The organism is Providencia sp. PROV210 (assembly GCF_028479445.1).
GTDB classification, from domain to species: domain Bacteria; phylum Pseudomonadota; class Gammaproteobacteria; order Enterobacterales; family Enterobacteriaceae; genus Providencia; species Providencia rustigianii.
The window spans coordinates 430,965-445,290 of record NZ_JAMPNQ010000003.1 but is presented as its reverse complement, the minus strand read 5'-3'; the positions used below and the strand labels follow the sequence as shown (position 1 = coordinate 445,290).

Below are 14,326 nucleotides of genomic sequence, written 5' to 3'. Positions count from 1 at the left end.
GCGGCATTATACACACCGTAATCGGTTGCTTCCAGCATTTTTTTCAAAAAAAACTTGATAAGTCCGTCGGCTACGTTAGTATCAGTCAATTAAGTCATTGTTTTAGAATTTGATCTAGCTCACATGTCGACTCAACAAAATAGCGCAATTTACTCTGTCAGTAAGCTCAACCAAACGGTAAGAGAATTACTCGATACCCAAATGGGACGAATTTGGTTAACCGCCGAAATATCGAATTTTTCGCAACCGAGTTCTGGGCACTGGTACTTAACCCTTAAAGACGATCGAGCACAAGTTCGCGCGGCAATGTTTCGTGGGCAAAATACACGGGTTGCTTTTCGTCCCCAAAATGGGCAACAGGTATTAGTCCGTGCCACAGTCACTCTGTATGAGCCTAGGGGCGATTATCAGTTAATCATTGAGAGTATGCAGCCTGCCGGTGAAGGATTGCTACAGCAGCGTTTTGAGCTACTTAAACAGGCATTGAATGCTCAAGGGTTATTCGACGTCATTCATAAGCAAGCTTTACCCTCTCCGGCAAAATGTGTGGGTGTAATAACGTCAGCAACCGGCGCAGCTCTGCATGATATTTTAAATATCTTACGTCGACGAGATCCTTCACTCCCGGTGATTATTTATCCTACTGCCGTTCAAGGTGAATTAGCCCCTGCACAAATCACTCGCGCCATTGAGCTTGCTAATTTACGTAACGAATGTGATGTACTCATTGTCGGGCGTGGTGGCGGTTCATTAGAAGATTTATGGGCATTTAATGAGGAAATCGTCGCTAGAGCAATTTTTAATAGTCGATTACCAATTATTAGCGCCGTTGGGCATGAAACCGATGTCACTATTGCAGATTATGTCGCGGATGTTCGCGCTCCAACCCCCTCCGCAGCAGCAGAGTTAGTTAGCCGTAATCAGACTGAGATGTTACGCCAGCTCAAATCCAGCCAGCAGCATCTTGAAATGGCGCTGGATTATTACTTAGCGGGGCAGCAACAGCGTTTTGCTCGTTTACAGCATCGGTTACAACAGCAACACCCTCAATTGCGCCTTGCACGGCAACAGAATCAATTAAATGGCTTACAACAAAAATTGAATCTCGCCATAAACCGTCAATTGCAATCTGCCACATGGCGTTTTGAGAAAAATAAACAACGCTTAGTCCAAAATGACTTGCGCCCAAAATTACAGCACCAACAACGTCAATTGCAGCAGACTCAGTATCATTTACAAAATATGTTAACCCGTCTAGTGACTGACTATCGCCAGCGTTTCGCCGTTGCCTGTTCTAAAATGGAAGCAGTTAGCCCCCTAGCTACCTTAGCTCGTGGTTTTAGTATCAGTGAAACCTCACAAGGCGCCGTGTTGAAAAAAACCAGCCAAGTAAAACTGGGGCAACAACTGAAAACACGCCTGAATGATGGCTGGGTTGAAAGCCAAGTAACTAGCATTCAGAAGATTAAAGTAAAAAAAGTCACGAAGTGATTATTTATCTCACTTATCTAGCTGGATTTTGGCTAGATAAGTGAGAATTAATTTATTTATTGATTAAAAACGCACCTGCCCACCAAGCATATAACTGCGCCCTCTTCCTGTCTCATTATTTCGACCACGCTCCTCCATGATGGCACCTGAATTTGCACGATTTAAAACATCCGTATAATTTTCGTTTGTCAGGTTATTAATGGTCATCATTAACTTAAAGTTTTTATTAATTTCATAGTCTGCGTACAGATCGACAATAGTGGGTTGTTTCTCATATTTTTCCGTCATTGCATCCCCATTCATATCTCCATCAGGTATCGGGCTAATGCGCTTAGAAGGCCCCGTCCATGTAATTGCAGAACCTATTGTGAGCTTCTCATCAAATAAACGTACGCCAGTATCTAAAGTGACATAATATTCAGGAAGTTGAGTAAAATCGCCTGCACTAAACACCGAGGTACTATTGATAGAAACTGGTTGCTTTCCTGATTCCTGAGTATAGGAAACCATCGAATAAAATACCCCTGCATCATAGTTAGCTTGCAGCTCATAACCTCGTAAATTAACATCACGAGGATCGTTCACGTACATGTCTGCACGTTGAAAAATATCAGGATTTTCTTTATTCCAAACATCATCATTAATTAAACACCAATCAAATTCTTCCTGTGAAGTTGCACGACACAGCATAAATGATTTGCTGGTAATGTAATCCTTAATATGTGTATGGAACCATAGAGCTTTCAGATTAAATTGATCCCCTTCCACTATGAAATCAGGCTTAAAACTATTAAAACCAATTTGCCAAGTTTTCGATTTTTCCCCTTTTAGGAACGGATTCATACTCTGCCCTCCATTTTGTGAAAAAAAGACTTCTTGGGAATTAGGTGCACGCATCGAATGAGCATAACTCACGAAAGGCTGAAACTCCGGAATAATTTGAGCTGAAATCAATATCCCAGGATTAATACCACTTTCTCGTAGATCTAATGTACTTGCCTCTTGTGGGAAGCATTTTTCCGTTGCATCACAAGCTGGCTTATAACCTTTAACTCTGTAATTAAGGTAATTGAGGTCAAAAGTCGCCGTATAAATATCGTACTTCGCCTCAAATTGGGTATACAGACTCGCAATATCTTGTGTGCCACTAGGTGAAAAAGGGTTATAGATAATCGTATTTGGATCTTCAACTGGTTGTGTAATTTTTTGGTACTTGGTTTTCATGAGTTTCGAACCCAATTGCCATTTAAAATCTGCATCTCCATAAGAAAAATGGCTAGTATTGGAGAGATTAATACTGTCTGATTTATTTTCAGACTCTGCATTCTTTAGCGCTCCACCAATGGGATCACCTTGGAATTTTTGCGTGTTATATCCATGGCTCGCTAACAGCTCTACATCAATAAGTTCGTTTATTGGCGTATATTTGTATTTAAGATAATAATCTTCACTATTAATTTTTCGGCTAGTTAATTTATTCTGTAAAAAACGACCACTAAATTCTAATTCATGGCTGTCATTTGGCTTATATTTTAATTTTGCTAGTTGGGATTGAGGTTTCTGTTTAAATGTTGGATCGGTAGCAAACTCATCCGTATCAAAACCATCACCATTCTTATAGCTTCCAGGAATATTATGCCCACTAACAGCAATTAATCCGCCTAAATAACCATCATCTTCATTTAATAATGTTTTCCCTGCAACGGAAACCATCCCATTATAACCAAGACCATTATCTCCCCAGCTTCCTTTGCTCCGTAACCCCCAAAGATTATTTTTAAAAATAACATCATCAATGCCGATAGTTCTAAAATTTGAACTTCCTGCTAATGCGTTAATACTATTGCTACCATTTAATTGCCCCTTTTCAACTTCAACTTCAACAATAAAGTTAGGGTCAATTAATGATCCAAAATCATTACTTGGCTGCATTCCATGAGTATATTTACTGGGTGATATTCCGTAATAGCTCTGGGTAACGCCATCCACCATCATATTGACGCGCCCAAAACCACTAAGTCCACGAATATTGACGTTAATCGTGCCTTGGCTTGCATCCATTTGGGTATAGGTTCCCGGCATGGAACGAATAATTTTATCCATAGATTGGAGTTTATTTTCGGTTCCAACCGCACTAAACGCCCCCGGTTTTTCCAATGCCTTCACTAATGGAGTCTGTTTTTGTGCGCCAGACACTTTCAATTGACTAAAATTAACCACATCATCTTGCTGCTTATTTTGTGGCTGAGTATTTTCAGCCAAAGCGATACCGTGATAGCTAGTGGAAATAACACCCGCTACCATAATTATTATTTTATTGTTCATAAACCATTCCTGTAAACGTACTGATTAAACAGTCGCTCACACTGCCAACACAGAATAAATAAATTTCTGTGAAAAAGGCCAGCAACAATATGCGATAAATAATGTTACTGACCTTTAATTACCTTATGGGTAAATTATTATTTTAAATTTGGGAAATACTTTGGCTTATCTTCAAGCATAAGAATAAAACTGTACTCTCTTGCAATATCATCCAATGCATTAAAACGACCTGATTTTCCACCATGCCCTGCATTCATATTGGTTTCCAACAACAGTAATGAATTACCCTGTTTGACATCTCTTAATTTAGCTACCCATTTTGCGGGCTCCCAATATTGCACTTGGGAATCATGTAAACCGGTAGTCACTAATATATGAGGATATTGCTGAGCTTTAATATTGTCATACGGACTATAGGCCTTAATTCGCCAATAATCGGCTTCATTTTCAGGATTACCCCACTCATCATATTCCCCCGTGGTTAACGGAATTGATGGGTCTAACATTGTAGTCACCACATCTACAAATGGCACAGCAGAGACAACACCTTCATATAGCTCTGGGGCCATATTAACCACGGCACCCATTAATAAACCACCGGCACTTCCGCCCATCGCATAGACATGGCCTTGCTCACCATAACCTTGAGATAACAATGCCTTGGTTGCATCAATAAAATCAGTGAACGTGTTCATCTTATGAACTGTTTTGCCCTGTATATACCAGTTTTTGCCTAAATCGCCACCACCACGAATATGCGCGATAGCGTAAACAAATCCACGATCCAGTAAAGATAAACGAGAAGAGCTAAATGAGGGATCGATACCATAACCGTAAGCGCCATATCCATAGATTAATAATGGATTTTTACCTGCTTTAAACAAATCTTTACGATAAACCAGTGAAACTGGAACTTTTACTCCATCTTGAGCTTCCACCCAAATGCGTTCACTTTGATAATTGGCTTTATCAAAATTTTTCACTTCTTCTTGCTTTAAGAGAGTACGTTCTTGAGTCAGCATATTAATTTCATACACTGAAGACGGTGTTGTCATGGATGAATAACCATAACGTAATGTGTCAGTATCTGGCTCTGGATTGTTGCTAATCCATGCCATATACGTTGGGTCATCAAAAGTGACTGAGTTTTCTTTGTGGGTTAGCCAGCTAATTTGACGAATATTGACCAACCCATTTTGGCGTTCTTCGACAACTAACCAGTTATTAAATAATGAAAAATCTTCTAAATCCACTTCATCACGCGGGGCAATAAAGCTCACCCATGGTGCCGTTTCGCTATCAGCGATGTATAACCCGAATAATGGATGCTGGTGATTAGAACGAATATAAAACTTGCCATTAAAATGGTCTGGATAATATTCCACACCCACTTGACGTGTTTGTAAAATTTTAGCCTCAAGATTAGGTTTATTGGCATCAATTAAACGATATTCCGACGTTTCCGTACTGGTGATCCCAATCAGAATATAATCTTTTGACGTCGATTTAGCTAAGCTGACGTAAAAAGTATCATCTTTCTCTTCATACACGACAGTATCGTCAGATTGCTTAGTCTCATATTGGTGCTTAACAACTTGATAAGGCAGTAATGTCTGTTTGTCTTTATTCACATAAAACAGCGTACGATTATCATTCGCCCAAACAATATTGCCGGAAGTATTCACCAGCACATTTTCTTGCCATTGTGGGGCATCAATCTTACGGAAAGAAACGCCATAATCATTGCGTCCTTGTCGGTCCTCTGCAATGGCTAACGTTGTATTGTCTGGCGAAATAGCCAACGCCCCCATACGATAATATTCCACACCTTCTGCACGCTGGTTACCATCAACCAATACCGTCCATTCTTCTTGGCTGTCAATTGGACGCCGTTCATAAATTGGATAATTTTTACCCGACACCACTCTTGAACGGTAGGTATAACCATTAAAATTATAAGGAACCGATTCATCATCCTGCTTTACTCGAGAAAATAGCTCGTCATAAATTTCTTTTTTTAGTGGTTCACCTAATGCGAGTTGTTGCTCGGTATAGGCATTTTCTTGATTTAGATATTCAATAATCTCAGGGGACTCACGTTTATCATCCCTTAGCCAGTAATAATTATCGACACGAACATCCCCATGGGTTGTGATCGTGTAAGGCTGTTTTTTTGCTATTGGAGCTGGCATTCTATCCTCCGCAGCGCTCATGGCTGCATATAAACCCAAAAGTGTAATTACACAAAATTTTGCGATTTTGTTACGCATAGTTTATCCAATCTATTTTTCATTAAGAGTAAAATCAATAGGCATTCTGACCGTCACCCGACCATTTTTTAATATTTCTGACGGTGGAAGTGGTAATGGCGCCGCTCTTGATAAAACTTGCTGTGCTTCCCTATCTAAAGAACGTGTTCCTGAAGATGTCATTAACTCGCTATCGAGTAATATTCCTTGAGGATCGACCGTAAAAATAACCACGGGTTTACCCACTCGACTTCGACGTCCCGCATCTTCTGGGTAGCGCTTATATTTATTCAATTTTCCCAGCACCTGTGCTTCCCACTGTTTCCTTGCATCATCTTCAGATTGAGATTGGCTATTAAATTCCGCAGCAATTTGATGACTCTGTAAAGGCGCTGCTGCATCACTCGTTACAGGTGCATCATGAGCTTTCGAATCTGTCGTTTGTACCTTTTCTTCTGTCGGTTGCTGTTCACGCTTTTGTTTTTTAACCTCAGGTTTTGGTTTTTTATTGACCGTCTGCGTCACCAAAACTTCTGCTTGGTCATTCTTCGGTAATGCCGGGAGATCCACCTCTTCCGCTTGGGCTTGATGGGATTCACTCGCAACGGAAAGCTCCTGAACTTGCCCGATATTCACTTCGGTTAATTTTTCAGCCTGTGCTTCGATAGAGAGCTCCATTACCACCGATGGCGCAGGTAATGATTCGTCCCAGCGCACATTGTGAGTGTTCCAAATAAATAAGCCCACAATGGCAATGTGCAAAGCTATTGCCAATATGAGCCATATTCCCACTCTGGTGGCTCGATTCACATATCCACTTTCAAACGTTATTGTGCTCATGTTTATCTTACGTATATTCACAAAAATGCAAATGATAATTAATAACGAATGCGAATGGAAATTATTTATTAATAATTATGCCAATTACTTCACAAAATTAACCTTTTTAAAATCATTGAATTAATGAGGGACCTCAATTATTTAGGTGTGTACCACACATAATCAGCATGTAAATGGTCAATTTCCTCTCCTTCTTCAGAAATAATCAATACCTTCAAAGGCTCATTAGGTGCTAAATCTTGCACATGCAGAGGGACACCAATAGCCCTTGTGGCATGATATCCACCAGCAAATAAGAGCGCAGGTTCAGGTGCATTTAATAAACTTTGCGCCATGGCTCTATCACGTAATTGCTGGATCACTTTCATTTTATTAGCTTGGTCATCATCGACTTCTCCCCCATGGGAGCGCTTAATGGTGGCAAGGATCAGTTCTTGGACAATTGGCTGAGTTGAATGATTACCACTGAGTGTTGGTGGATTATTGTACGCTGTCTTAATTTCATCTGGGTTGAGGTTTGCCGCTAAGACAGGATAAGGCTGGGTGAGCAAATATTTAACTAACTCTCCGTATTGCTCCCATGGCCAACCACTATTCCAATGCAATACTTCTTGTAATTTTTCATCTCGAATATATGGGTTACCCTGCATCTGCTTTTGTACATTGCTCACTTTTGCTTGTTGATTTGGAGTGAACATCTCTAACAATACCGCACCTTGAGGGCGAACCTTGGGTAACTCTTGAGCAAGCCATTGTTCTATGTGGTGATGGTGAATATTGTCGTGTTTCTCACCAACCACGACCCGAGATGATTCGGCAAGTTGCTGTATCAGTTGCTGAGGTGTTATTGGCTGCCCTGATGCTAAATCAATAATTTTACCCGTCTGAGTCAGTTCCGGAGCCAATTGAAATGCAGATTTTGGTTTAGCCGCTGTACATCCTAGCTGTGTGAAACTGAAAAGAAGTAACATTCCCAAACCAAGAAATGAAGACTTTTTACTGAATAAATTCAAAGAACTTGCTGATATCATTATCTTTTCCATATTTTTAATTTTGAAGTCATTAAAAATACAGATAATGAGAATCATTTTCAAATAAAAAAGACTCCCATTACGAATAATGGAAGCCTTTATATTATGATTTGATTATTAATCAATCATTAAAGTGGATTTGTTTGCGCCTCAATTGCCGCTAACGCAACCATGTTAACTATACGACGAACAGAAGCGATTGGAGTCAGAATATGAACAGGTTTTGAAACACCCATAAGTACTGGACCAACCGTCACACCATCAGAGCTGGTGACTCGCAATAAGTTATAGCTAATACGTGCAGCTTCCATATTTGGCATGATCAACAAGTTTGCCGAACCTTTCAGTGGGCTATCAGGCATCACATCTTTACGGATTGATTCAATCAATGCCGCATCCGCATGCATTTCACCATCAATTTCTAGATTAGGCTCACGAGCCTTCACTAACGCTAAAGTATCACGCATTTTTTGTGCTGAGCTGCAATCGGAAGAGCCAAAGCTAGAACGAGATAGTAATGCGACTTTTGGTTCGATACCAAAACGACGAACAGTATCAGCAGCCATAATCGTGATTTCAGCTAACTCTTCTGGCGTTGGATCTTCATTCACATACGTATCGGCAATAAATGTATTTCCGGTTGGTAATAACAGCGCATTCATTGCCCCTGCCGCATGTACACCCTCGCGGAAACCGAACAAGTCTTTGACGATATTATAGTGCTCACTATAGCTGCCGACAGAGCCACAGATCATACCATCCGCTTCACCGCGCAGTACCATGATCCCACCGATAATGGTTGGATTACCAATGACGGCACGACGAGCCATTTCTTGAGATACGCCACGGCGCTTCATCACTTGGTAATACTCTTGCCAATACTCTTTGAAACGTGGGTCATTTTCGTTATTGACGACTTCAAAGTCTTTTCCTAACTCAATGTGTAAGCCCAGTTTCTGAATACGCATTTCGATAACGCTTGGACGACCAATCAAAATTGGGAATGCTAAACCGAGAGAAACTAATTCTTGAGTCGCATGCAGTACGCGCTCTTCTTCCCCTTCGGCTAATACAATGCGTTTCACTTCTTTTTTTGCTTGGGAGAAGATTGGCTTCATGAATAAGTTTGTTTTATGAACAAACTGGTTCAGTTTTTCTACATAAGCATCTAAATCTGCGATTGGGCGTGTTGCCACACCTGAATCCATTGCCGCTTTCGCAACAGCAGGGGCAATTTTAACAATTAGGCGAGGGTCAAACGGCTTAGGAATAATATATTCAGGACCAAAGAATAGGTCTTGGTTACCGTAAGCGGAAGCAACTTCTTCACTTTGCTCTGCAAGTGCTAAATCAGCGATCGCGTACACACACGCAAGCTTCATCTCCTCGTTAATCGTTGTTGCACCGACATCTAATGCACCGCGGAAAATGAACGGGAAGCACAGCACGTTATTCACTTGGTTTGGATAATCTGAACGACCGGTACAAATTATCGCGTCTGGACGCACTTCTTTTGCTAACGGCGGTAATATTTCTGGTTCTGGGTTCGCTAAAGCTAAAATTAATGGATCTTTCGCCATGGTTTTCACCATTTCTGGCGTTAAAAGGCGAGGTCCCGAGCAACCAAGGAAAATATCAGCATCAGGGATGGCATCCGCTAATGTACGTTGGCCATTATCGTCAATCGCATAAGCCGCTTTTGTCGCATCCATTTTTTCATCGCGACCTTTGTAAATAACCCCTTTGGAGTCACATACCGTGATATTTTCGCGTTTCAGACCTAATGCAACTAATAAATTCATGCAAGCAATTGAAGCTGCGCCTGCACCTGATACCACTAAGCGCACATCGCCAATATCTTTTTTAACAATACGCAATCCGTTAATTACTGCGGCGGTACAAATAATTGCAGTGCCATGTTGGTCATCATGGAAAACGGGAATATTCATCCGCTCACGCAATTTTTGCTCAATATAAAAACACTCGGGTGCTTTTATATCTTCTAAGTTAATCCCGCCAAACGTTGGCTCAAGTGAAGCAATAATATCAATTAATTTGTCAGGGTCAGTTTCATCAACTTCGATATCGAAAACATCAATGCCAGAGAACTTTTTAAACAATACCCCTTTTCCTTCCATGACCGGTTTACCAGCCAAGGCACCGATATTCCCTAAACCAAGAACAGCCGTTCCATTGGAGATAACCCCTACAAGGTTACCTTTCGCTGTATAACGGTATGCTTTCAGTGGATCTTCCGCTATTTCAAGGCAAGGCACAGCAACACCCGGTGAATAAGCGAGTGCGAGATCGCGCTGAGTGGTTAAAGGTTTAGTGGGGACTACAGTAATTTTCCCAGGATGTGGAAACTCATGAAAATCGAGAGCACTTTGTTTTAACTTATCATCCATCATCAAGTCCTTTCAAAATTGGTAAGGTAACAGCCATCACAGTATAAACACATCTTGTTAGCAAATCATGATCATGCCTATGATTTCCAGAAAAATCTCTCAATTACAATGAACTCTATACATTTTTCTTAAAAAATTTAAAGTAAAAACCCTATACGGATGCTGGAATGCTATTAATATTTATTAATAGCATTCCTAAAAGGCAATTTATTTTTCTCTATCTTAGTTATTATTCTTTCGAAATTAATGTATTATTAAAACGCTCTAAACATCCATTAATCATTAAAAATACTTGAACTTATAAAATCCATTCATTTATTTATGATAATACAAAAATAATTAACATCTGAATTAAGACTTTAGAAACTCATAGAATTTAAATTAATTGAATTTAAACTAGATTAACAATTGTTAATCTAAAAAATATCAAGACATAAAAAAGGAACCCTCTATGTCTAATCACACCGTTATGATCATTGATGAACACCCTATAATTAGGTTTGGACTATCCCAACTGATAAATACTGCAACTGATTTTCACGTCACTGATGAAGTCTGTAATTGTAAAGAAGCTTTAAATATAGCCACTACAAAACAGCCTAAAATGATTCTGATAGATACCATAATCCATGGTAATAAAACCTTTGAAACAATTAGGTTACTACGCAAGCATTGCACTAACAGTTACCTATTAGTCTTGTCTCTGTCTACAATGAAAACCGATATCTACTCCGCAATAGACGCCGGTGCTCAAGGCTATTTATTAAAAAATAGTGAACTCGACATGCTGATTAATAGTATGAAAAAAGCCATCGAAGGGCATCACGTCTTTAGTGAAAAAGTATATCAACATTTAATTACTCGACATCAATCAAAAGATCCACTCTCAACATTAACTCGAAGAGAATGTGAAATATTACACGAGATGGCTGCTGGATTAAAAAACAGAGAAATCTCTCAGCTACTTTTTATTTCAGAGGAAACAGTCAAAGTCCATATTCGAAATGTTTTAAAAAAATTACGTGTTCGTTCAAGGTTAGAGGCTAGCTTAATATACATGCGATCAAAATAATCATATTAAATAATATATTTTTTAATATAATCGCCATTAATAATATTTAATCATCCATATAGTATTATGAATATTAACGTCTCAATATTAATTATTATATCAATTAGTTTTTTAATTAATCTTTTCTATTCAAAGGGGTAGACCATATTTGTATTTTCCAGCATTATGTATGGCACACATTGTTAGCCATCAGAGGAAAATGACATGTCCAACACCCCTGTTTCTCCTTATGTTATGTACGGGATTAAAAACTGCGATACCATAAAAAAAGCCCGTCGCTATCTAGAAGATAACGGTATCCATTACCAATTTCATGACTATCGTGTTGATGGCATCAGTGATGAACTGCTTTCCACCTTTTTACAGCATATTGACTGGGATATATTAGTCAATAAAAGAGGCACTACGTGGCGTAAACTGAGTGATACTGAAAAAAATGCGGTTGTTGATGCAGCTAGCGCAAAAAAAGTGTTACTGGCAGAACCAGCGATGATCAAACGTCCAATCTTAATATCCGCAGATAACCGCTATTTAGTGGGATTTTCTGTCGATGATTATCAAAAATTCACACAATAGAAGGTGATAGAATGGATTGCCCTGTTATTCAACTTGCCAAAGAATTAATTTCTCGCCCATCTATCAGTCCTGATGATCAAGGTTGCCAAGACTTATTAATAGAACGCTTAAATAACGTCGGGTTTATTGTTGAAAAAATGCCATTTGGCGATACGCTTAATTTTTGGGCTTATCGTGGTCAAGATGGAAAAACATTAGCATTTGCAGGCCACACTGATGTCGTACCTGCCGGAGACCCCAACAAATGGAAGACAGAACCATTTACTCCGGTCATTATCAATCAACATCTTCATGGCCGTGGCGCAGCCGATATGAAAGGTTCAATTGCTGCCATGGTCGTTGCTGCTGAACGTTTTGTTGCAAAACATCCTAATCATACCGGGCGCCTTGCATTTTTAATTACATCAGATGAAGAAGCCAAAGCAACTCACGGTACAGTCAAAGTTGTGGAAGCCTTAATGGCACGTCATGAACCTGTCGATTACTGCTTAGTGGGTGAACCATCAAGTCAATCTGCACTTGGGGATATAGTTAAAAATGGACGCCGTGGTTCCATAACAGCCAATTTAACCATTATTGGAATACAGGGGCACGTTGCCTATCCACATCTTGCCGATAACCCTGTGCATAGAGCAACTCACTTTTTACAAGAATTAGTCACCACAACGTGGGATGAAGGTAACCAATATTTCCCAGCCACGAGCATGCAGATTGCAAATATTCAGGCAGGCACTGGGGCGAATAATGTGATCCCTGGTGAACTTAACGTTCAATTTAATTTTCGTTTCAGTACTGAACTTACAGATACCATCATTAAAGAACGCGTTACCGAAATGCTCGACCGTCATGGGTTGAATTACCATTTAGACTGGGTCTTATCTGGGCAGCCATTCTTAACCGGTGAAAGTAAATTGGTCAGTGCCACTGTACAAGCGATTCAAGAATTGACGGGGCGCACCACATCACTGTCCACCAGTGGTGGAACCTCCGATGGTCGCTTTATTGCCCAGATGGGAACGCACGTTATTGAACTAGGCCCACTAAATGCCACTATCCATAAAGTGGATGAGTGTGTCAGTGTTGATGACCTACAAAAATTAGCACTGGTTTATGAACGCATCATGGAGTTACTGATCTTATGATCACAATCGACATGCTAACAGGCCGTTGCACCGACCATTTAGTGACATTAGGTGGTAACCACATGTTACAATTTAATGCGACTAAAGCCTTTCTAGCCATGCAACAAGCGGCTGCAAGAGCGGGTTTTAAATTACAGTCAGCAAGCGCATTTCGAGATTTCTCCCGTCAACAGTTAATTTGGAATGAGAAATTCACAGGTAAGCGCCCTGTTCTTGATGCCCATAGTCAACCTTTAGATATTTCCACTCTGACTGAAGGTGAGCGCTGTGAAGCTATTTTACATTGGTCAGCTTTACCGGGAGCAAGCCGCCATCATTGGGGAACCGAAATTGATGTTTATGACCCTTTGCGTATTCCAGCAGGGCAAACACTGCAATTAGAGCCTTGGGAATACGAAGCTGGCGGTTATTTAGCAGAACTCAATGAGTGGCTGAGTGAAAATATGGCAACCTTTGATTTTTATCGCCCTTTTACCGCGAAAGATGGCGGAGTGGCTTACGAACCTTGGCATATTAGTTACTGGCCTTTATCGCATCAGGCAGAGCAGTTGTTAACACCTGAAGTAATTAGACAAGTGCTTATCGAAGAGGATATTTATGGAAAAAGCTGGTTATTAGCTAATTTAGACTCTGTTTTTAACCGCTATATAAAAATTCCTGAATAAACCTGTTTTCATTTCACTCAGCGTTATGCTGCTGAGTGAAATTTAATTCCGTCACGGTGCGGTTTTATCCTGATCTGACGAGGGAACATCAACCACTGGTAACCGGTACATAAAGATCAGTAACCAACACATTCCTATAAATAATCCAATCTTTAGCCACCAAAACCCGACGACCCAAATTGAAAATGTAAAAGTTATCGTGATCAATGCCATCGCTTTCGGTTTTACACCTTTAGGTAAAGCGCGATAGGTTTGCCAATGACGTAAATAACCACCAAACCATGAGCGATATAGTAGCCAATTATGAAATCGTGGTGAAGAACGCGAAAAGCACCATGCCGCTAACAATAAAAAACAGGTTGTTGGCATGACGGGTAAAATAACTCCCAAAAAAGCCAAACCGACAGCAAGCCATCCTACGGTAATGAATATGATTTTTTTTATATTCATCCCAGCTCTCCCGTAAAAACACAAAACATGGTTAAATGGCTCCACTAACATTATTGTAAACTCACCTTTCGGCTGTT

At 40.1% G+C, this 14,326-nt stretch carries 11 protein-coding genes; 5 read left to right on the top strand and 6 right to left on the bottom strand.

Going from position 1 to position 14,326, the window contains the following annotated elements:
• The first annotated feature begins 123 nt into the window (after nt 1-123).
• Nucleotides 124-1,491: an exodeoxyribonuclease VII large subunit gene (gene xseA, locus PR761_RS02555; RefSeq protein WP_006815315.1), complete on the top strand. Its 1,368-nt coding sequence runs from the start codon at nt 124-126 to the stop codon at nt 1,489-1,491.
• A 63-nt stretch (nt 1,492-1,554) separates the two neighbouring features.
• Here the strand turns inward: xseA and PR761_RS02550 are convergent, their stop codons facing one another.
• The 5 genes from PR761_RS02550 to maeB all read right to left on the bottom strand — a co-directional run bounded on the left by PR761_RS02550 (nt 1,555) and on the right by maeB (nt 10,344).
• Nucleotides 1,555-3,816, bottom strand: coding sequence for a TonB-dependent receptor domain-containing protein (locus PR761_RS02550; RefSeq protein ID WP_006815316.1), 2,262 nt, complete (start codon nt 3,814-3,816; stop codon nt 1,555-1,557).
• 137 nt (nt 3,817-3,953) lie between these two features.
• On the bottom strand, nt 3,954-6,086 hold the full coding sequence (locus PR761_RS02545) for a S9 family peptidase (protein ID WP_154611141.1): 2,133 nt from the start codon (nt 6,084-6,086) through the stop codon (nt 3,954-3,956).
• 12 nt (nt 6,087-6,098) lie between these two features.
• The gene (locus tag PR761_RS02540; protein WP_154611142.1) at nt 6,099-6,905 is read right to left on the bottom strand and encodes an energy transducer TonB family protein; all 807 of its coding nucleotides are present in this window, start codon (nt 6,903-6,905) and stop codon (nt 6,099-6,101) included.
• Between the two features lie 137 nt (nt 6,906-7,042).
• Entirely contained in the window at nt 7,043-7,936 is an 894-nt protein-coding gene (locus PR761_RS02535; RefSeq protein WP_050767636.1) for a ChaN family lipoprotein, read from the bottom strand.
• Nucleotides 7,937-8,064: 128 nt separating this feature from the next.
• Nucleotides 8,065-10,344 carry an NADP-dependent oxaloacetate-decarboxylating malate dehydrogenase gene (gene maeB, locus PR761_RS02530; RefSeq protein ID WP_039855236.1) on the bottom strand — a complete coding sequence of 760 codons (2,280 nt, stop codon included), beginning with the start codon at nt 10,342-10,344 and terminating at the stop codon, nt 8,065-8,067.
• A gap of 451 nt (nt 10,345-10,795) precedes the next feature.
• Between maeB and PR761_RS02525 the strand changes: the two genes are divergently transcribed.
• The 4 genes from PR761_RS02525 (at nt 10,796) to PR761_RS02510 (ending at nt 13,799) form a co-directional block, all read left to right on the top strand.
• Nucleotides 10,796-11,416 carry a LuxR C-terminal-related transcriptional regulator gene (locus PR761_RS02525; protein WP_154611143.1) on the top strand — a complete coding sequence of 207 codons (621 nt, stop codon included), beginning with the start codon at nt 10,796-10,798 and terminating at the stop codon, nt 11,414-11,416.
• A 204-nt stretch (nt 11,417-11,620) separates the two neighbouring features.
• Nucleotides 11,621-11,992, top strand: a complete 372-nt coding sequence (locus PR761_RS02520; protein ID WP_039855238.1) for an ArsC family reductase — start codon at nt 11,621-11,623, stop codon at nt 11,990-11,992.
• 11 nt (nt 11,993-12,003) lie between these two features.
• Nucleotides 12,004-13,134, top strand: a complete 1,131-nt coding sequence (dapE, locus tag PR761_RS02515) for a succinyl-diaminopimelate desuccinylase (protein WP_154611144.1) — start codon at nt 12,004-12,006, stop codon at nt 13,132-13,134.
• Nucleotides 13,131-13,799 carry a M15 family metallopeptidase gene (locus PR761_RS02510; RefSeq protein ID WP_154611145.1) on the top strand — a complete coding sequence of 223 codons (669 nt, stop codon included), beginning with the start codon at nt 13,131-13,133 and terminating at the stop codon, nt 13,797-13,799. Before dapE ends, PR761_RS02510 begins: the two co-directional genes overlap by 4 nt.
• Nucleotides 13,800-13,850: 51 nt before the next feature.
• Here the strand turns inward: PR761_RS02510 and PR761_RS02505 are convergent, their stop codons facing one another.
• On the bottom strand, nt 13,851-14,243 hold the full coding sequence (locus tag PR761_RS02505; protein ID WP_039855470.1) for a DUF454 family protein: 393 nt from the start codon (nt 14,241-14,243) through the stop codon (nt 13,851-13,853).
• Nucleotides 14,244-14,326: the final 83 nt, after the last annotated feature.

Coding starts and splice junctions, on each gene's coding strand:
- xseA (WP_006815315.1), top strand. CDS start 124: ATGTCGACTCAACAAAATAGCGCAATTTACTCTGTCAGTAAGCTCAAC.
- PR761_RS02550 (WP_006815316.1), bottom strand. CDS start 3,816: ATGAACAATAAAATAATAATTATGGTAGCGGGTGTTATTTCCACTAGC.
- PR761_RS02545 (WP_154611141.1), bottom strand. CDS start 6,086: ATGCGTAACAAAATCGCAAAATTTTGTGTAATTACACTTTTGGGTTTA.
- PR761_RS02540 (WP_154611142.1), bottom strand. CDS start 6,905: ATGAGCACAATAACGTTTGAAAGTGGATATGTGAATCGAGCCACCAGA.
- PR761_RS02535 (WP_050767636.1), bottom strand. CDS start 7,936: ATGATATCAGCAAGTTCTTTGAATTTATTCAGTAAAAAGTCTTCATTT.
- maeB (WP_039855236.1), bottom strand. CDS start 10,344: ATGGATGATAAGTTAAAACAAAGTGCTCTCGATTTTCATGAGTTTCCA.
- PR761_RS02525 (WP_154611143.1), top strand. CDS start 10,796: ATGTCTAATCACACCGTTATGATCATTGATGAACACCCTATAATTAGG.
- PR761_RS02520 (WP_039855238.1), top strand. CDS start 11,621: ATGTCCAACACCCCTGTTTCTCCTTATGTTATGTACGGGATTAAAAAC.
- dapE (WP_154611144.1), top strand. CDS start 12,004: ATGGATTGCCCTGTTATTCAACTTGCCAAAGAATTAATTTCTCGCCCA.
- PR761_RS02510 (WP_154611145.1), top strand. CDS start 13,131: ATGATCACAATCGACATGCTAACAGGCCGTTGCACCGACCATTTAGTG.